We start from the raw sequence: 18,193 nt of genomic DNA on the forward strand, positions 1-18,193 counted from the left end.
TGACCCGTCGATCCGTCAGTCGTTCACGCGGCCGAGGTAGTCACCCGTGCGGGTGTCCACCTTGACCTTGGTGCCCTGGTCCACGAACAGCGGGACCTGGATCTCGTAGCCGGTCTCCACGGTGGCCGGCTTGGTGCCCGCCGAGGACCGGTCCCCCTGCAGACCCGGCTCGGTGTAGGTGATCTCCAGCACCACGGACGGCGGCATGTCCATGTACAGCGGCGTGCCCTCGTTCATGGCGATGGTGACCTTCTGGTTCTCGAGCATGAAGTTCGAGGCCTCACCCACCACGGCCGCCAGCACCGTGATCTGGTCATAGGTGTCCAGGTCCATGAACACGAAGTCCTCGCCGTCCTGATACAGGTACTCGTAGTCCGAACGGTCCACGGTGGCGGTCTCGATCTTGGCGCCGGCGTTGAAGGTCTTATCCACGAGCTTGCCCGTGGAGATGTTCTTCATCTTGGTGCGGACGAAGGCTCCGCCCTTGCCCGGCTTCACGTGCTGGAACTCGATGACGTTCCACAGGTGGCCGTCCATCTTCAGGACGGTGCCGTTCTTGATGTCATTGCTCGTTGCCACTGTCACTCTCCGTCTGTGTGTGGTGGGCCGGTCGATGGCGTCGGCGCGGCGCAGTCCAGTCGCCCATTCTAGGGGATGGGACTACTCCGAGATCTCCTGATAGGCCGCGAAGAGCAGCGAGGCGTCCGGGACGTCGTAGGTGGTCGGCTTGGCCAGTCCGTCCAACAGGACGAACCGCAGCTGGTCCCCACGGTTCTTTTTGTCCCGGCGGATCCCGTCCAGCAGGGCCTCCCACTTGCCGGCAGCGTACTGGGTCGGCAGCCCGAGGGACTCGAGGATGGTGCGGTGGCGGTCCGCCGTGGCGTCATCCAGCCGGCCCACGGACCGTGCCAGTTCGGCGGCGAAGACCAGACCCACGGACACGGCCGCACCGTGACGCCACTGATAGCGCTCGGCCAGCTCGATGGCGTGGCCCAGGGTGTGGCCGTAGTTGAGCATCTCCCGCAACCCGGCTTCCCGCGGGTCGTCCGAGACCACCTGCGCCTTCACGGCGATGGAGCGCTCGATCAGTTCCCGCAGCTGGCGCGAGTGGGGGTTCTGGGCCTGCTCCGGCGAGGACTCGATGATCCGCAGGATCTCCGGGTCCGCGATGAAGCCGCATTTGACGACCTCGGCCAGGCCGGAGACCAACTCGTTCGGCGGCAGGGTCAGCAGCGTGTCCAGGTCCGCGAGGACGCCGGCCGGGGGGTGGAAGGAGCCCACGAGGTTCTTGCCCTCGGACGTGTTGATGCCGGTCTTGCCGCCGACCGCGGCGTCCACCATCCCGAGCAGGGTGGTGGGGATGTGGACCACCCGGACGCCGCGCAGCCAGGTGGCCGCCACGAAGCCGGAGACATCGGAGACCGAGCCGCCGCCCACGGACACCACGGCATCGGATCGGGTGAAGTCGTTCTGGCCCAGGACCTGCCAGCAGAAGGCGGCCACCTGGATGTGCTTGCCCTCCTCGGCGTCCGGGATCTCCGCCGTGAGCGCCTGGTATCCGGCGGTCTCCAGGTCTGACTTGACCACATCCCCCGTGGCACGCAGGGCGCGGGGGTGGACCACCAGGACGCGGCGGACCGTGGGGCCCAGCATGTCCGGCAGTCGGCCCAGCAGCCCCTTGCCCACCACCACGTCGTATCCACCGGTGGCCTCGGCTGCCGATCCCCCGGAGACCGGGATGACGGTGGCGTCCTCGACGGTGTCAGTCTCAGCTGCGGTCTCAGCTGCGGTGGACGGGACGATCGGCTCGGTCATGGATGGACACTCCTGTGGTTTTTCGATGGGGTTTCCGCCGTGCGTATCAGGCGGATGATCTGGTCGGCGAGGCCGGGGGTCGAGCGGCCGGTGGTGTCCACCGTCCACTGCGACACCTCACGGTACAAGCCGTCTCGTTCGGCGAGGATACGGCGCCAGGTGCGGCCGGGGTCCCCGGCCAGGACCGGGCGGCCGGCACCGCCTTTGAGTCGTTCCAGGGCGGCGTCCTCGTCCACCGTCAGGTAGACCACGTGGGAGCCCTGTGCCAGCCGGTCACGGGTGAGGGCACTGAGGACCGCTCCCCCGCCCAGGGACAGCACGCAGGGTTCGGCGCGGGACAGCACCTCCGCGATCACCTCTTCCTCCGCCTGGCGGAAGGCCGGCTCACCACGGGTCGAGAAGTAGGGGGCGATCGGGCCGTACCGGGCCACGAAGAGATCGTCGGCGTCCAGCCGTTGCACGCCCAGCCGGCGGCCCAGGACGGAGCCGAGAGTCGATTTGCCGGAACCCATGGGTCCCACCAGCACGATCCGCCGACCAGGAGACCACGTGGACGAGCCGCCCGTTGCCGAACTCACTGCAGCGGATCGCCCATGGGTGCCTCTGCGGAGGCCTCGGCGGCGGCGGTCTCGGGGACCGGCAACGGGTCGAGTGCGGCCACGAAGGACTGGAGGTTGCGGCGCGTCTCCGCCACCGAGTCCCCGCCGAATTTCTCCAGCACGGCCTGGGCGAGCACGAGGGCCACCATGGCCTCGGCCACCACGCCGGCTGCCGGCACGGCGCAGACGTCGGAGCGCTGGTGGTGGGCCTTGGTGTCCTGACCGGTGGCGGTGTCCACCGTTCGCAACGCCCGGGGGACGGTGGCGATGGGCTTCATCCCGGCGCGGACGCGGACCACTCCCCCGGTGCTCATGCCGCCCTCGATGCCGCCGGCCCGGTTCGAGGTGCGCACGGGGTGGCCGTCGGTGCCGCGGATGATCTCGTCGTGGGCGGCGGTGCCCCGCCGGGCCGCGGTGGTGAATCCATCCCCCACCTCGACGCCCTTGATGGCCTGGATACCCATCAGGGCGCCCGAGAGCATGGAGTCCAGGCGCCGGTCCCAGTGCACGTGGCTGCCCAGCCCCACGGGGACACCGTAGGCCAGGACCTCCACCACGCCACCGAGGGTCTCGCCCTCCTTGTGGGCGGCATCCACCTCGGCGACCATGGCGTCCGAGGTGGGCTGGTCGAAGCAGCGCAGGGGGTCGGCGTCGAGCGCCGTCACGTCCTGGGGGGTGGGCAGCGCCGCACCCTCCGGCACGGCGACGGTGCCCACGGCGGTGGTGTGGGACACGGTCCGGATGCCCAGCTCGGCCAGGAAGGAGGAGGCCACCGTGCCCAGGGCCACGCGGGCGGCCGTCTCGCGCGCCGAGGCGCGCTCCAACAGGGGGCGGGCCTCATCGAAGCCGTACTTCTGCATCCCGGCGAGGTCGGCATGGCCGGGGCGGGGACGGGTGAGGGCGGCGTTGCGCGCCACGCCCTCCAGCTCCGCCGGTTCCACGGGATCGGCCGACATGACCTTCTCCCACTTGGGCCATTCGGTGTTGGCGATCTCGATAGCCACGGGCGAGCCGAGGGTCGAGCCGTGCCGCACGCCGCCCTTGAGGGTGACCTGGTCCTGCTCGAACTTCATGCGGGCGCCCCGGCCATAGCCGAGACGACGGCGCGCCAAGGCGTCCTGCACCATAGAGGTGGTCAGGGGGATGCCCGCGGGCATTCCTTCAATGATTCCTACGAGTGCGGGCCCATGAGATTCGCCCGCTGTCAACCAGCGCACCATGGACCCGATTCTCTCATGATCCCGCGACCGCAACCGACCATGTGACCGTTTCGACCCCGATCAGGAGCCGGGCACAGAGGTGCGCGGGGAGAGACCGACGGCGGCAGCCATCGCCGCGGTGACGGCATCCCAATCGGGCGTGCTCCCGGCCGGCAGGACCCGCGCGCTGCACAGGCGCACCTGTTCCACCGCCTGATAGAGCAGCATCTCCAGTCCACTGACCACCTGGCCGCCCCCGGACTCCCACGCGGCGGCCAGCGCCGAGGGCCAGGGGTCGTAGGCGGCGTCCAGCAACGGAGGCAGTGCCCCGGCATCTGCTGCGCTCAGCATCCCCGCCGTCAATAGATCCGCCGTCGGGTCCGCTGCCCGCGGGGGCAGGGTGGCGACGACCGCGCGGAACCCCGGCGCCGCCGTCGGGAAATCCTCCAGCAGCCGGACCTCCGGCTCGAGCCCGAAGCCGCGAGCCAGTTCGGCGTGCTCCGCGGCCTTGGCCGGGGTACGGACGAACAGGTCCACACCGGACAACTCCATCAGCTGAGCGGCGGCGATGGCCGCGGCGGCGGTCCCCCCGCCGCCGAGGATGCCCATCCGGCCGCCGGTCGCCGCCTTGTCATAGCCGGCGAAGGCCAGGGATTCCACGATCCCCTCCACATCGGTGTTGTACGCCGTGGAGGTGCCCGCCTCATCCCAGACCACCGTGTTGAGGAATCCGAGCCGTGCGGCCCGCGGGGAGAACCGGTCCACCTCGGCCATCATGGCCGATTTCAACGGCATGGTGACGGACAACCCCAGCCACGGGCCGGTCAGCGTCTGCATGAACGCGGGCAGCTGCTCCGGGGTCACGTCATGCGCCTGGTAGTCCACCGTCAGGCCCAGGGCCTGGTAGCCGACCCGGTGCAGGGCCGGGGACTTCGAGTGTGAGATGGGGTGTCCCAGGACACCGGCCGTCAGCTCAACCACAGATCTCCTCGTTCTCGGCGCAGTAGTCGCGGTACTCCTGCTGGTAGACGCGGTGTTGCGCATAGTCCTTGGCGAACTTCGTCTCGCCCGTCTCGATGTTGGTGGTCACCCAGTAGTAGAAGTCGTTGTCCTCCGGGTGGGCCGCCGCGTCCAGGGCCTGGGTGGAGGGCGCCCCGATCGGTCCGGGGGGCAGGCCGCGGTGGGCGTAGGTGTTGAACTCGTTGGAGGCGTCCTTCTTGTCCTCCTCCGAGAACTGCAGCTGACGCTGACCCAGCCCGTAGATCACGGTGGCGTCGATCTGCAGGTAGCCACCGGTCTCCGGGTTGTCCGGGTGCAGGCGGTTCTCGATGATCCCGGCCACGATCGGGTAGTCGTCCGTGAGCGCCTCGGCCTCGAGGATGGAGGCGATCGTGACGGTGCGGAACTGCTCCGCCTCGTCCGTGATGCCCTGCTCCTCCAGCTCGGCCAGGGTGGGCTCGATCATCTGGGCGAAGATCTCAGCGGGTTCGGCATCCACCGGGAAGCGGTACTCGCCGGGGGCCAGGTACCCCTCCAGGGTCAGGGCCTCGGCTGGCAGGCCGAAGTCCTCGGGATTCTCGGTCGCCGATTCGAGGTCCGCCACGGGGACCCCGGTGGACTCGCTCACGGCCTGGATGGCCTCGTTCAGGCGCATCCCCCGGTTGACCGCCACATAGTGGACCTGGCCCTGGCCGTCTCGCAACAGGATGGCGGCGGCGTCCGCGGCCGTCATCTGCAGCTTCAGCGGGTAGTCCCCCGCCTGGATGGAATTCTCGGACCGGGATTGGTTGACCGCCTCGATGAACGCCTCGCTGCTGGCCACGATGTCCTGCTCCGCGAGCCGGCTGCCGATCGCCAGGGCCCCCTCACCCTCATTGACGGTGAAACTGACGTCCTGACCGCCCGGGCCGGGGTAGTCCTCAGCGGCCGGAGACGGGAGGATGGTCTTGAGGGCGAAGGACAGGCCCGCCACGAGCACCACGAACGCCGCGAAGGCGGAGACCAACACGATGTTGCGGCGACGACGGCGCTTGCGGCGCGCCGCCTTCTTCGCCTGGGCGTCCGGGGAATGGTCCCGATTGACCATGACCGTCTGGTAGCCCTTGCGTCCGGCGGGACGGACGATGACGGGGTTCCGCTTCGACATGGAATCCTGGGCCGGGGCGTACTGGCCGTCGCCAGCGGCGTCCGGGTATTCGCGGAGGTCTTCCTCCATGGCCGGTCCGTCCTGCTCCGACTCACGGCGCCGCAGTTCACGCCGGGTCACCGGAGTGTCCTCTTCGGGGCCTTCAGGAGTCAGATCGGCCACGTGTCCCATCCTCTCCGTCGGGTGCTGGCACGGCAACGGGACGCCCGGCGTCCCGCTGGAGTGATTGTTGCATATTCAACGCCTGCTCGAGGATCTGAACCGCCGCCAGCTGGTCCACCACGGCCCGGTGGGTTCGCGTGTCACGGCCCGCCTCCCGCAGCTGGCGGTGCGCCGAGACGGTGCTGAGCCGCTCGTCCACCAGGTGCACCCGCGCGGCGCTGCCGGCGGCGTGCAGCTGCCCGGCGAGGTCCTCCGCGTACTGCACGGCGTCCTCGGTGGAGGCGGTGGACCGTCCCTGCAGGTTGACCGGCAGGCCCACGTAGACCACCACGGCGTCCCGTTCCAAGGCCTCCCGGACGATCATCCGCCGGTCGTGGCCCTTCTTGGTGTCACGCTTCAGGGTGCGCACCGGGGTCGCCAGGATGCCGTCCGGGTCCGAGGCCGCGAGGCCGACGCGGGCCTGACCCACGTCCACCCCGAGCCGGACCCCCCGTTGTACCGAGCCGCTCACGCGCCCGCGGCTCCGGCCGCAGCACCGATTCCTGCGCCGACGGCATCCTGGACCGCGGCCAGGGCCGCAGCGATCTGGCCCGCGTCCTGACCACCGCCCTGGGCGAGGTCGTCCTTGCCGCCGCCGCCTCCGCCGAGCACGCCGCAGGCCGTCTTGACGAGCGCCCCGGCCTTGAGCCCGGCATCCCGGGCGGCCTGGTTGGTGCCGATGACCACGAGGGGGCGCCCCTTGGCGGTTCCCGCCATGGCCACCACGGCGGGGGTGCCCGCCGCGTTGCCGGCGGCGTTCTCCAGCCGGGAGCGCAGGTCCAGGACCAGGGTCCGCAGCTCGTCGCCCGAGCCGACCGGTCCGGCGTCGTGGGCCAGCAGTCTCACGGTGGCCTGGGTGCCGGAGACCTCGACGGCCTGCTGGACCAGTCCTGAGGCCTCGGCCTGCAGCTGCGCGGCCCGGAGCGCGGTCAGTTCCTTCTCGACCTCCTTGAGCCGGGCCAGCGTGCCGGCCACCCGGTCCTTGACCTGGTCCGCGGGCACCTTGAGCAGGCTGGTCAGCTCGTTGACGAGGGTGCGCTCGGTGGCCAGGTGACGGAAGGCGTCCAAGCCGACGAGGGCCTCCACGCGGCGGTTGCCGGAGCCCACGGACTGCTCGCCGAGCAGGGCCAGGGAACCGATCTCCGCCGTGGCGCCGACGTGCGTGCCACCGCACAGCTCGCGGGACCAGGCGCCGTTGACCTCGACCACGCGGACGCGGTCGCCGTACTTCTCCCCGAACAGGCTCATGGCCCCGAGGCCGCGGGCCTCGTCCAGGGACATCTCGCGGCTCAGGACGGGGTGGTTGTCCCGGATCGCGAGGTTGGAGACGTCCTCCACCTCGGAGCGGGCCATCTCACTCATGGCCTCGCCCCAGCGGAAGTCGAAGCGCAGGTAGCCCTCCTTGTTGAAGGAGCCGGACTGGGTGGCCTCCGGGCCGAGGATCTGGTGCAGGGCGGCGTGCACGAGGTGGGTTCCCGTGTGGGCCTTCTGGGCGTCCAGTCGGCGCTGCAGGTCGATGGCGCCGACGGCCTCGACGCCGGCCGGCACCTCGCCCTCGGTGACCTTGACCCGGTGGACGCTCAGACCTCTGAGGGGGGCCTGGACATCCAGGACTTCCACCACGAAGCCGTCGCCCGTGATGTATCCGGTGTCCGCGGCCTGGCCACCGGCCTCGGCGTAGAACGGGGTGGCGTCCAACACCAGTTCCAGTTCCTGGCCGGCGGTCCCCGAGGCGACTTGCTGTCCTTCGGAGAGCAGCCCGCGGATGCGGGAGGCCGTGGTGTGCTCGGTGTAGCCCGTGAAGACGGTGTCCCCGGAGGCCTGCAGCTGGCGGTAGGCCGAGGAGTCCACGTGGCCGGACTTCTTGGACTTGGCGTCCTGGCGGGCCCGGGTGCGTTGCTCGGTCATGAGCTCGCGGAAGCCGGCCTCGTCCACGCTCACGCCGGCCTCCTGGGCCATCTCGAGGGTGAGGTCGATCGGGAAGCCGTAGGTGTCATGCAGCTCGAAGGCGTCGTGGCCGGAGATGCCAGTCCTGCCGCTCTGGGCGGCGGCGACGGCGGTGTCCATGCGGGCGGTACCGGCGGCGATGGTCCGCAGGAACGCCTTCTCCTCGTTGTAGGCGATGCGCCCGATCCGGTCGAACTCCTGCCCGACCTGCGGGTAGGTGCCCTTCATGGCATCACGGGAGGCCGGCAGCAGCTCGGGCAGCACCGGCTCGGTCACGCCCATCAGACGCATGGCCCGCACCGCGCGGCGGATCAGGCGGCGCAGCACGTAGCCGCCGCCCTCGTTGCCGGGGACCACGCCGTCCGAGATGAGCATCAGGGCCGAGCGGACGTGGTCCGCCACCATGCGCAGCCGGACGTCGTCCGCGTACTTCGGGTCGACCGGGTCCTCGGTGGAGGAGTACTCCTTGCCGGCCAGGGCCGCCGCGCGGTCCAGGACGGGACGGACCTGGTCCGTCTCGTACATGTTCTCCACGCCCTGCAGGATCATCGCCAGGCGCTCCAGGCCGAGGCCGGTGTCGATGTTCTTGTGCGCCAGTTCCCCGGCCACGTCGAAGTCCTCCTTGGTGCGGACCTCGGACAGCTGGTACTGCATGAAGACGAGGTTCCAGATCTCCATGTACCGGGTGTCGTCCACCGCGGGCCCGCCGTCCGGGCCGTACGCCGGACCGCGGTCATAGAAGATCTCGGAGCAGGGGCCGCCGGGGCCGGGCTGACCGGTGTTCCAGTAGTTGTCCGCCTTGCCCAGGCGCTGGATGCGTTCGGGCCGGACGCCGACGTCCTCGCGCCAGATGCGCGCCGCCTCGTCATCCTCCTCATACACGGTGACCCACAGCCGCTCCGGGTCCAGGCCGTAACCGCCCCGCTCCTGGCCGGTGGTCAGCAGCTCCCACGCCATCGGGATGGCGCGTTCCTTGAAGTAGTCGCCGAAGGAGAAGTTGCCGCACATCTGGAAGAACGTGCCGTGCCGGACCGTCTTGCCGACCTCCTCGATGTCCGCGGTGCGGATGCACTTCTGCACCGAGGCGGCGCGCTGGTACGGCGGGGGCTCCTCACCCAGGAAATAGGGGATGAAGGGGACCATGCCGGCGATGGTGAACAGCAACGACGGGTCCGGGGAGACCAACGAGGCCGAGGGGACGACGGCGTGGTCCTTCTGGGCGAAGAATTCCAGCCAGCGGCTGGCGATGTCCTGCGACTTCATGACGGCGCTACGACTGCTTTCGTGGGTTGGTGGGGTCGGTGGCGGGCGCCGATGTGGCCGTGCCCGAGATGGTGGTGTGGGCCGCATCCCAGGCTGGGCCTGAGGCGTCACGGGTGTCACGGGTGTCACGGGTGTCACCGGAGGGGGCGGGCTGCGGCGTGGGGTCCGCCAGGGTGGAGGCCAGGGTCTTCCACGCGGGGACCTCCTCGCGCAGCTGGTACGCGAAGGACCGGGCGCTGGCGGCCAGGGCGGTGGCCGCGGCCTGACCGGCGTTGCGGCCGATGTTCTCCGGGTTCAGGGTGTTGCGGAGGGTCTCCTCGGCGCGGACTGCCGCCGCGTCCCGGCCCTTGCTGAACACGGTGTGACCGAGCCAGCCGACGGCCGCCCCCACTCCCACCAGCATGACGCGCTTGATCACGGCGTGGTCCTTTCGATTCGGTGCCTGGTCCACCCTACCGGGGCCGCGGTTAAATGCCGGAACCCGGCACCCCCTGTTCGGGGAGGCCGGGTTCCGGTGTGCTGCGGTGCAGCGGATCCACGGAAGGGGATCAGCGTGCGTAGTACTCCACCACGAGCTGCTCCTCGCAGGTCACGGGGACCTCGGTGCGCTTGGGGCGGCGGGAGAGCTTGGCCTGCAGCTTCTCGATCTCGACATCCAGGTAGCCCGGGACGGTCGGCAGGACGGCCTGGTGGGCGCCGGTGGCCGAGATCTGGAAGGGGACCATCTTCTCGGAACGGGTGTGGACGTGGATCAGCTGGCCCTCCTTCACGCGGAAGGACGGACGGTCCACGCGGGCACCGTCCACCATGATGTGGCGGTGCACGACCATCTGGCGGGCCTGCTGGATGGTGCGGGCGAAGCCGGAGCGCAGCACGAGGGCGTCAAGACGCATCTCCAGCAGCTCGACCAGGTTCTCACCGGTCAGACCGGCGGTGCGCTTGGCCTCTTCGAAGTAGCGGCGCATCTGCGCCTCACGGATGTTGTACTGGGCGCGCAGGCGCTGCTTTTCCTTCAGGCGCACCGAGTAGTCGGAGTCGGCCTTGCGACGGGCACGGCCGTGCTGGCCGGGACCGTACGGACGGCGCTCCATGTACTTCTCGGCCTTGGGGGTGAGGGCAATGCCGAGGGCGCGCGAGTGGCGCACGGTACGGCGTGTACGGAGGTTGGAAGCCACGAATGGACCTTTCTTGTCATGCGACACGGTTCTGGTTTGTCTCCGGTCCTGACACGGTCATGGGGGCTCCCACGGTGTGACAAGGGTGGACCGGAACCTGGCCTCCTGCACGTCCACGAGGAGAGCTGAGGGGCATGCCGCTGCCCGTCATTGCTACAGCGCCGCACTCGAGGGACGAGGTGAAAACCGGCGGCGCTTGCCAGACAGCAGACCAGACTACCAGTTACCGGGCTTGATCCGCGCCATCATCGCTCCCCGGCATCGGCTGCCCGTCCGCCACCTGGGCGGCCAGGGTGATGTGGGTGGCCTCCACGAGCACGTCATAGGATGCGGCCTCCATGACCTGGATGGAGGAGAAGTCCCGGCGTCCGCGGGTGGCGGCGTGGCCCAGGGCGCCGAAGATGGCACCCCAGACGGCGCCGAAGCCCAAAGCCAGGAGCAGGATGAGGAACAAGTCTCCGGGCGCCAGGATCAGGAACAGGATGCCGATCATCAGGCCGAACCACAGTCCGCCGAGGGCTCCCCGTCCAGCCGCCTTGCCGGTGGTCAGCCGGCCGGTGATCTGCTCGACGGACCGCAGACCGGTCCCCACGATCCGGGACTTCTCCACCGGGAATCCGCCGTCGGAGAGCCGGTCCACGAGTTCCTGCGCCTGCTCATAGGAGGCCACGGTCTGCAGGATCCGGTAGTCCACGTCGGCGGTGTTCGGCACGATGCCGCGGCCGGGGGTGTCGGCGGGGTGGTGGGCTGGGGTGGTCATGGTGCATCCTCCTGATTCGAGCGGATACGGACACCTCCAGCCTAGTCGCGTGGCCCCGTTTCCCTGCCAGTCCCGGTGCCAGTCCCGGTGCCAGTCCCGGTGCCCCGGATGATGGACCGCAACTGCTGCAACCGCTCCCCCAGGTTGCGCTCCACGCCGTGCTGCGTGGGCCGGTAGTAGTCCTTGTCCCGGAGCGTGTCCGGCAGGTACTGCTGGCGGGCCACCCCGTGCGGGGCGTCATGGGAGTAGACGTAGCCCTTGCCGTGCCCCAGCGCCGCGGCACCCGGGTAGTGGGCATCCCGCAGATGGGTCGGCACCTCCCCGGACAGGCCGGCGCGCACGTCCGCCACCGCGGCGTTGATGGCGGCGTAGGAGGCGTTGGACTTGGGCGCCGTGGCCAGGTGGACGGTGGCCTCGGCCAACACCAGCCGGCCCTCCGGCATGCCGATCAGCTGGACGGCCTGGGCGGCCGCCACCGCCGTCTGCAGCGCGGTCGGATCCGCCATCCCGATGTCCTCGGAGGCCGAGATGATCAGCCGACGCCCGATGAACCGCGGGTCCTCCCCCGCCTCCAGCATCCGGGCCAGGTAGTGCAGGGAGGCGTCCACATCCGAGCCGCGGATCGACTTGATGAAGGCACTGATGACGTCATAGTGCTGGTCTCCGGCCTTGTCATAGCGCAGCACGGCCCGGTCCATGGCCTGCGCGGCGTCCTGCAGGGTGATGACCGGCAGGGCGTCGGGTTCCCCGGGGTCCCCGCTCTCGTACCGGTCCAGCGCCACGCCGGCGCTGGCCTCCAAGGTGGTCAGGCCGCGCCGGGCGTCCCCCTGGGCCATCCGCACCAGGTACTCGCGGGCCTCCTCGTCCAACTCCACGCTCCCACCCAGACCCCGCTCGTCCGCCACGGCCCGGTCCAGCAGCCCGCCCACGTCCTCGTCTGTGAGTGGCTTGAGCGTGAGCATGATGGAGCGGGAGAGCAGCGGGGCGATCACGGAGAAGGAGGGGTTCTCGGTGGTGGCGGCCACGAGCACCACCCAACGGTTCTCCACCCCGGGCAGCAGCGCGTCCTGCTGCGCCTTGTTGAAGCGGTGGATCTCGTCCAGGAACAGCACCGTGGTGCGGCCGTAGAGGTCACGGTCGTTCAGGGCCTGGTCCATGACGGCCCGCACGTCCTTGACACCCGCCCTGATCGCGGACAGTTCCACGAACTTGCGGCTCGGCCCGCGCGCGATCACGGTGGCCAGGGTGGTCTTACCGGTTCCGGGAGGCCCGTACAACATCAACGACGACGGCCCCGCGCCTCGGGCGCCCGGCCCACCGGCCGATCCTTCGGCCAGTTTGCGCAGGGGGGAACCCGGCTTCAGCAGGTGCTGCTGACCGACCACCTCGTCCACGGTGCGGGGTCGCATCCGCACCGCCAGGGGGGCACTCGGGCGCTCCTCCGTCTCCCCGTCATCCTCGGGGCCGGCGCCGCCGAACGCACTGAACAGATCACTCACCGGTCCAGCCTAGCCGCCGGTCCTGACTCCGGTCCGTCCGGTCCGTCCGGCCCGATGCACCAGAGATGCACCAGAGATGCACCAGACTGGTCAGCATGAGAGCTGTGCTGCAGAGGGCGAGGACCGCCAGTGTGACCGTGGACGGAACCGTGACGGGGCGCCTCGACTCCCCCGGGCTCGTGGTCCTGTTGGGTGTCAGTGTGGCGGACACGGAGACTGAGGCGAGGCAGTTGGCGGAGAAGGTGGCGCACCTGCGGATCCTGCAGGACGAGGCCTCGCTGGTGTCCGCCGGCGCCGGCGCCCTGGTGGTCAGCCAGTTCACCCTCTACGGGGACGTGCGCAAGGGCCGGCGCCCCTCGTGGTCACGGTCGGCGAAGGGTGAGGCGGCCGAGCCGCTGTATGAGCTGTTCATCGCCGAGCTGCAGGACCGGGGCGTGCCCGTGGAGCGCGGGGTCTTCGGGGCGATGATGGACGTGTCCCTGGTCAACTCCGGGCCGTTCACCGTCTGGGTGGACACGGACGAGTTGAAGGGGCCGCGGCGCGGTTAGCCGGTTCCCGGCTCTGCCTCGGGCTGCAGGAACGGCCCCACCTTCACGGTGGTGAACATCGAGAGGTCGGAGGCCTGCTCGGCGGCCCCGGTGACCACCACGGCGTCCGCGCCGCGGAAGGGTTGCAGGAGCAGATCCCCCAGCGGCTCGGATTCGGCCCCACCCAGGGTCCCGGTCCATTCCACCAGGAGCTGAGCGGACTCCCCCGCGCTGAGGGTGAGGGTCTGGGGCACAGACTCGTCCCCGCCCGGCAGGTACCGGCCGTGCAGATCCACGGGGTTCTGCTCGAGTTCGTTGACGAAGGGGTTCCCCCACGCGCCGCGGGCACCGAGCCCCGGATACCCCCGGACAGCGCAGTCCCCCACCCCCGTGTGGGTCACGGTGATGAGACCGTAGCGGTGTCCCAGGGCCGCGTCCGTGAAGCTCAGTTCCGCGGCGAGGTCTTCCCCGGTGCAGGCCGCTTCCACCGGGTCCGAGGAGGCCCGGATCCGGAGCAGCGCACGCCGGTCCTCAGCGTCCAGCCCCTCCACCGGGGTCACCGGACCATCACCGGGCTCGGCCCAGCCGGACGGCACCTCGGATTCGTGGGCCTCCCCCACCGCGGCGGGCGCGCGGTCCTGCGGGACCGGCGCGGCCGTCGTCGTAGTCCCCGCAGTCTCTGCAGTCCCCGTAGTCCCCGCAGCGCAGCCGGACAGGAGCGCCACCAGGACCAACAGGGCGGGGACGGCGGCAGCACACCGAGTCGGCCGGGCCCGGCGCGGGTTCACCGCTGGCGTGCCGCCCACACCTTGACCACGATGTACTGGGCCACCATCCCGCCGCCGATGGACAGGATCCAGCGCACCCACACGGGCCAGTCGGTGGTCGAGTCGATCAGCATGCTCAGGCCGAAGACCGCGATGAGGACCGGCAGCAGCCGGACCGCGGTCGGCGGGACGGCGCGGACCTCACGGTCCTGGGGCTCGGACACCTCAGGCACCCGTGGTGTCGGCGGAGTCCTGGGGCGCCTTGGCCGCGGGTGTCTCGGCCTCCTTCGGTTCCGGCTTCGCGTCCACACCGGCCTCCTTGCGCTGCTGCTGGGTGATGGCAGCCGGGGCGGCGGTCAGCGGGTCGTAGCCGTTGCCCGTCTTCGGGAAGGCGATGACGTCCCGGATGGAGTCGGTGCCCGCCAGCAGGGCCACGATCCGGTCCCAGCCGAAGGCGACGCCGCCGTGGGGCGGGGCACCGTACTTGAAGCCCTCCAGCAGGAAGCCGAACTTTTCCTGCGCCTCTTCCTGCGCCAGGCCCATGACCTGGAAGACCCGCTCCTGCATGGCCTCCTGGTGGATACGGATGGAACCACCGCCCACCTCGTTGCCGTTGACCACGATGTCATAGGCGTAGGCCAGCGCCGAGGCCGGATCCGTGTCAAAGGTGTCCGCGAACTCGGGCTTCGGGGAGGTGAAGGCGTGGTGCACCGCCGTCCACTGCCCGGCACCCACGGCCACATCGCCTGAGGCCACGGCGTCCGCCGCGGGCTCGAACATCGGGGCGTCCACGATCCAGACGAAGGCCCAGTCCGCCTCGGCGGCGGGCACGCCCGGGCCGGCGTCCTTGATGAGGCCGACGCGGTGGCCGATCTCCACGCGGGCGGCGCCGAGGAGGGCGCGGGAGGCCTTCGTCTCGCCGGCTGCGAAGAAGATGCAGTCACCGGCGGACGCACCGGTGGCGGCGGCCAGTCCGGCCTTCTCCTCATCCGAGATGTTCTTGGAGACCGGGCCGGTGAGGCTGCCGTCCTCCTGGATCAGTACATAGGCCAGGCCCTTGGCCCCACGCTGCTTGGCCCATTCCTGCCAGGCGTCCAGGGTGCGCCGCGGCTGCGAGGCGCCACCCGGCATCACCACGGCACCCACGTACGGCGCCTTGAACACGCGGAACGGGGTCTCGGCGAAGTACTCGGTGAGGTCCGTCAGTTCCAGGCCGAAGCGAAGGTCCGGCTTGTCCGAGCCGTATTTCTCCATGGCCTCGTGATAGGTCATGCGGCGGATCGGGGTGGGCACGTCCACGCCCACCAGCGACCAGACGGACTTCACGATCTTCTCACCGAGAGCGATAATGTCGTCCTGCTCCACGAAGGAGGCCTCGATGTCCAGCTGGGTGAACTCGGGCTGGCGGTCGGCGCGGAAGTCCTCGTCCCGGTAGCAGCGGGCGATCTGGAAGTACTTCTCGATCCCGCCGACCTGCAGCAGCTGCTTGAACAGCTGCGGGGACTGGGGCAGGGCGTACCAGGAGCCCGGGGAGAGGCGGGCCGGGACCAGGAAGTCACGGGCACCCTCGGGGGTGGAGCGGGTCAGGGTCGGGGTCTCGACCTCGATGAAGCCCTCGTCGTGCAGCAGGTTGCGCGCAGTCCGGTTGACCTCGGAGCGCAGGCGCATGATGCGGGCCGGCTCCGGGCGGCGCAGGTCCAGGTAGCGGTGGCGCAGCCGGGCCTCCTCACCGACCTCCACATGCTCGTCGATCTGGAACGGGAGCGGCGCGGCGGTGTTCAGCACCGTCACGGTGTCGGTGATGAGCTCGATCTCGCCGGAGGGCAGTGAGGGGTTCTCGTTGCCCTCCGGGCGGCGTTCCACCGTACCGGTGATCTGCAGGACGTACTCGTTGCGCAGCGGATCGAAGTCCTTCTCGTCCCGTACCACCACCTGGGCGAAGCCCGAGGCGTCGCGCAGGTCGATGAAGGCCACCCCGCCGTGGTCTCTGCGGCGTGCCACCCATCCGGTGACGGTGACGGTCTGTCCGATGAGCGAGGCGTTGAGTTCGCCCAGCTGATGGGTGCGCAGCACTGATGGTCCTTCCGGTCCCGGTCCACCGGGCGTTTCGATGAGCGTGATAGAGACGTAGTCACGTCTTGGCCCCGCACAGGCGGGACGGTTCCGACGTTGATTCTAGTGGGTGGAGCGCATGGGCGATCACGCAGGACTGCAACGGCGCCTCGGCCTGCCCGGCGCGGTGGTCATCGGCATCGGCTCCATGGTCGGGGCCGGGGTGTTCACCGCCCTCGGACTCGCCGCCGCGCGGGCCGGCACCCTGCTGCTGATCGCCCTGGCCCTGGCCGGGGTGGTGGCGTGGATCAACGCACTCTCCACGGCGCAGCTGGCCGCCGTGCACCCGACCTCCGGCGGCGCCTACACCTTCGGCCGGCGTCAGCTGGGAGAGTGGGCCGGGTTCCTGGCCGGGTGGGGTTTCGTGACCGGGAAGTCCGCCTCCATCGCGGCCATGGCCTACACCTTCGCCCTGTATGTGGTGCCGGGGGCCGAGTCCGGCGCGGCCACCTGGACCGCGCGCTGGGTGGCGGCGGCCGCCGTCGTGCTCCTGACGGGGATGAACCTGCTCGGCATCACCCGCACGGTCCAGGCCACCGTGGCGATCGTGGTCCCGGTGGTGCTGATCCTCGGGCTGGTGATCGTGGCCGGGCTGGTCTTCCCCGCGCCCGACGCCGGCCCCGCCGATCCCGCGCTCGGCTCACCGGGTGCGCATCCGGAGGTGTGGGGCGCACTGTGGGGCGTGCTGCAGGGGGCCGGTCTGCTGTTCTTCGCCTTTGCCGGCTACGCGCGGATCGCGACGCTGGGTGAGGAGGTCCGCTCCCCGCGCCGGACCATCCCGCGGGCCGTCTTCGGCGCCCTGGCGTTCACCCTGGTGGTGTACGTGCTGCTGACCACCGCCCTCCAGCGGACCCTCGGCACGGCGGGGCTGGCCGGCTCCACTGCGCCCGTGCGGGATGCGGTGTCCGTGCTATTCGGGGAGGGCTGGATCTGGCTCGCGGTGCTCGGTGCGGCCCTGGCCAGTCTGGGCTCGATGCTGAACCTGGTGGCAGGGCTGTCCCGGACCGGGCTGGCCATGGCCCGCGAGGGCGACCTCCCCCGGCCTCTGGCCGCCGTCTCACCGCGGACGTCGGTGCCGTGGGTGGCGCAGGTGGTGGCCGGCGCCGTGGTGGTGGCGTTGATCCTGACCGCGGACGTGATGACGGTGGTGGGCTTCTCCTCCTTCGGCGTGCTCGTCTACTACGCGGTGGCGAACCTGGCGGCCTTCACCCTGACCGAGCGGGTGGTGCGGGCGCCGCGCTGGCTGAACGTGGCCGGTGCGCTCCTGTGCGTGGTGCTGGCGGCGACCCTGCCGTGGGTGTCTGTGCTGGTGATGCTGGGGGTGTTCGCGGTCGGTCTGGCGGGGCGGGCTGTGGTGGTGTGGCGGCGGGCCCGGCGGTAACGTGCAGCGCATGGGCACCAGGTTCGAGAACGTCGGGATCGCCGTGCGGGACCTTGAGGCGACCATCGCTTTCTTCACCGACCTCGGGCTGAGTGTCCTCGGCCGGGACACCGTCAGCGGCGAGTGGGCGGACACCGCGGTGGGGCTCGACGGCAACCACACCAACATCGCCATGCTCCAGACACCGGACGGCGGCGGCCGGATCGAACTCTTCGAGTACATCCAACCCGAGGCGATCGAGACGGAACCCACCCGGCCGAACGAGATCGGCATGCACCGCGTCGCCTTCTCCGTGGACAACCTCGACGAGGCACTGGCCATCGCCGCGAGGCACGGATGCTATCCGCTGCGCGGTGTGGCGACCTATGGAGACGTCTACCAGCTCACCTATGTGCGGGGCCCGAGCGGGATCATCGTGATGCTGGCCGAGGAACTGAAGAAGGGGTGACGACCCTTCTCCTCTCTCCTCACTGCGGTGCCTTCAGGAGGTCAGGGCACCACAGACGACGTCACTCTTCGGGGCACGGGATGATGTGGTGGTCGATACGCAGGAGTTGTCGGATGGATGGGCCGCCACCGTCGAGGACGTTCCCCTGGGGAGGGTCTCCATCGAGGCAGAGGGAACGTGCACCGTTGAATCTGGGCTGGCCGCAGAGTGGCCAGGGCCCTGATCGCGGACGACGGAGAATGCACGCTGAACCGATTGAGTGTTACAGGGACTATCACCGACGTTGTCTGCCCCGGAACCGCATCCTGGGGTGTGCCTTTTGCCGTCCCCTCCCCGGAGAAGTCACCAGACGGG

At 70.1% G+C, this 18,193-nt stretch carries 18 protein-coding genes; 3 read left to right on the forward strand and 15 right to left on the reverse strand.

Annotated elements, in window-relative coordinates; genetic code table 11:
* Positions 1–15 precede the first annotated feature (15 nt).
* From efp to ACSU1G_RS10080, 12 genes are all read right to left on the reverse strand, one after another.
* Entirely contained in the window at positions 16–579 is a 564-nt protein-coding gene (efp, locus tag ACSU1G_RS10025) for an elongation factor P (protein ID WP_439279773.1), read from the reverse strand.
* Positions 580–660: 81 nt separating this feature from the next.
* A complete protein-coding gene (aroB, locus tag ACSU1G_RS10030; protein WP_439279774.1) occupies positions 661–1,815 on the reverse strand; it encodes a 3-dehydroquinate synthase in 1,155 nt (384 codons plus the stop codon).
* Positions 1,812–2,393, reverse strand: a complete 582-nt coding sequence (locus ACSU1G_RS10035; protein WP_439279775.1) for a shikimate kinase — start codon at positions 2,391–2,393, stop codon at positions 1,812–1,814. The genes aroB and ACSU1G_RS10035 overlap by 4 nt, the downstream gene beginning before the upstream one ends.
* The gene (aroC, locus tag ACSU1G_RS10040; RefSeq protein WP_439279776.1) at positions 2,390–3,634 is read right to left on the reverse strand and encodes a chorismate synthase; all 1,245 of its coding nucleotides are present in this window, start codon (positions 3,632–3,634) and stop codon (positions 2,390–2,392) included. The genes ACSU1G_RS10035 and aroC overlap by 4 nt, the downstream gene beginning before the upstream one ends.
* A 60-nt stretch (positions 3,635–3,694) precedes the next feature.
* Positions 3,695–4,594 (reverse strand): shikimate dehydrogenase family protein, encoded by a 900-nt coding sequence (locus tag ACSU1G_RS10045; RefSeq protein WP_439279777.1) that lies wholly within the window; start codon positions 4,592–4,594, stop codon positions 3,695–3,697.
* Positions 4,587–5,921 carry an endolytic transglycosylase MltG gene (mltG, locus tag ACSU1G_RS10050; protein ID WP_439279778.1) on the reverse strand — a complete coding sequence of 445 codons (1,335 nt, stop codon included), beginning with the start codon at positions 5,919–5,921 and terminating at the stop codon, positions 4,587–4,589. The genes ACSU1G_RS10045 and mltG overlap by 8 nt, the downstream gene beginning before the upstream one ends.
* Positions 5,902–6,432, reverse strand: coding sequence for a Holliday junction resolvase RuvX (gene ruvX / locus ACSU1G_RS10055; protein ID WP_439279779.1), 531 nt, complete (start codon positions 6,430–6,432; stop codon positions 5,902–5,904). Before ruvX ends, mltG begins: the two co-directional genes overlap by 20 nt.
* Positions 6,429–9,170: an alanine--tRNA ligase gene (gene alaS, locus ACSU1G_RS10060; RefSeq protein WP_439279780.1), complete on the reverse strand. Its 2,742-nt coding sequence runs from the start codon at positions 9,168–9,170 to the stop codon at positions 6,429–6,431. The genes ruvX and alaS overlap by 4 nt, the downstream gene beginning before the upstream one ends.
* Before the next feature lie 7 nt (positions 9,171–9,177).
* Positions 9,178–9,588, reverse strand: a complete 411-nt coding sequence (locus ACSU1G_RS10065) for a hypothetical protein (RefSeq protein ID WP_439279781.1) — start codon at positions 9,586–9,588, stop codon at positions 9,178–9,180.
* A gap of 130 nt (positions 9,589–9,718) precedes the next feature.
* A complete protein-coding gene (gene rpsD / locus ACSU1G_RS10070; protein ID WP_439279782.1) occupies positions 9,719–10,345 on the reverse strand; it encodes a 30S ribosomal protein S4 in 627 nt (208 codons plus the stop codon).
* 223 nt (positions 10,346–10,568) lie between these two features.
* On the reverse strand, positions 10,569–11,105 hold the full coding sequence (locus ACSU1G_RS10075; protein WP_439279783.1) for a general stress protein: 537 nt from the start codon (positions 11,103–11,105) through the stop codon (positions 10,569–10,571).
* Between the two features lie 41 nt (positions 11,106–11,146).
* Positions 11,147–12,604, reverse strand: a complete 1,458-nt coding sequence (locus tag ACSU1G_RS10080) for a replication-associated recombination protein A (RefSeq protein WP_439279784.1) — start codon at positions 12,602–12,604, stop codon at positions 11,147–11,149.
* 95 nt (positions 12,605–12,699) lie between these two features.
* Here ACSU1G_RS10080 and dtd point away from each other — a divergent pair, with 95 nt between their 5' ends.
* Complete coding sequence (dtd, locus tag ACSU1G_RS10085; protein ID WP_439279785.1) at positions 12,700–13,152, forward strand: D-aminoacyl-tRNA deacylase; 453 nt, start codon at positions 12,700–12,702, stop codon at positions 13,150–13,152.
* Here the strand turns inward: dtd and ACSU1G_RS10090 are convergent.
* From ACSU1G_RS10090 to aspS, 3 genes are read right to left on the reverse strand one after another with little or no spacing between them, the layout of a single operon-like run.
* On the reverse strand, positions 13,149–13,937 hold the full coding sequence (locus tag ACSU1G_RS10090) for a DUF4232 domain-containing protein (protein ID WP_439279786.1): 789 nt from the start codon (positions 13,935–13,937) through the stop codon (positions 13,149–13,151). The genes dtd and ACSU1G_RS10090 overlap by 4 nt on opposite strands.
* Positions 13,916–14,122, reverse strand: coding sequence for a hypothetical protein (locus tag ACSU1G_RS10095; RefSeq protein ID WP_439279787.1), 207 nt, complete (start codon positions 14,120–14,122; stop codon positions 13,916–13,918). The genes ACSU1G_RS10090 and ACSU1G_RS10095 overlap by 22 nt, the downstream gene beginning before the upstream one ends.
* A 1-nt stretch (position 14,123) precedes the next feature.
* Positions 14,124–15,971 carry an aspartate--tRNA ligase gene (aspS, locus tag ACSU1G_RS10100; protein ID WP_439279788.1) on the reverse strand — a complete coding sequence of 616 codons (1,848 nt, stop codon included), beginning with the start codon at positions 15,969–15,971 and terminating at the stop codon, positions 14,124–14,126.
* A gap of 118 nt (positions 15,972–16,089) precedes the next feature.
* Here aspS and ACSU1G_RS10105 point away from each other — a divergent pair, with 118 nt between their 5' ends.
* Both ACSU1G_RS10105 and ACSU1G_RS10110 read left to right on the forward strand, forming a co-directional pair.
* Positions 16,090–17,391 (forward strand): APC family permease, encoded by a 1,302-nt coding sequence (locus ACSU1G_RS10105; protein ID WP_439279789.1) that lies wholly within the window; start codon positions 16,090–16,092, stop codon positions 17,389–17,391.
* A gap of 10 nt (positions 17,392–17,401) precedes the next feature.
* Positions 17,402–17,839 carry a VOC family protein gene (locus ACSU1G_RS10110; RefSeq protein ID WP_439279790.1) on the forward strand — a complete coding sequence of 146 codons (438 nt, stop codon included), beginning with the start codon at positions 17,402–17,404 and terminating at the stop codon, positions 17,837–17,839.
* Positions 17,840–18,193 lie beyond the last annotated feature (354 nt).

This window comes from Microbacterium sp. A93, from assembly GCF_051842835.1.

Coding starts and splice junctions, on each gene's coding strand:
- ACSU1G_RS10075 (WP_439279783.1), bottom strand. CDS start 11,105: ATGACCACCCCAGCCCACCACCCCGCCGACACCCCCGGCCGCGGCATC.
- ACSU1G_RS10110 (WP_439279790.1), top strand. CDS start 17,402: ATGGGCACCAGGTTCGAGAACGTCGGGATCGCCGTGCGGGACCTTGAG.
- dtd (WP_439279785.1), top strand. CDS start 12,700: ATGAGAGCTGTGCTGCAGAGGGCGAGGACCGCCAGTGTGACCGTGGAC.
- alaS (WP_439279780.1), bottom strand. CDS start 9,170: ATGAAGTCGCAGGACATCGCCAGCCGCTGGCTGGAATTCTTCGCCCAG.
- aroB (WP_439279774.1), bottom strand. CDS start 1,815: ATGACCGAGCCGATCGTCCCGTCCACCGCAGCTGAGACCGCAGCTGAG.
- aroC (WP_439279776.1), bottom strand. CDS start 3,634: ATGGTGCGCTGGTTGACAGCGGGCGAATCTCATGGGCCCGCACTCGTA.
- ACSU1G_RS10105 (WP_439279789.1), top strand. CDS start 16,090: ATGGGCGATCACGCAGGACTGCAACGGCGCCTCGGCCTGCCCGGCGCG.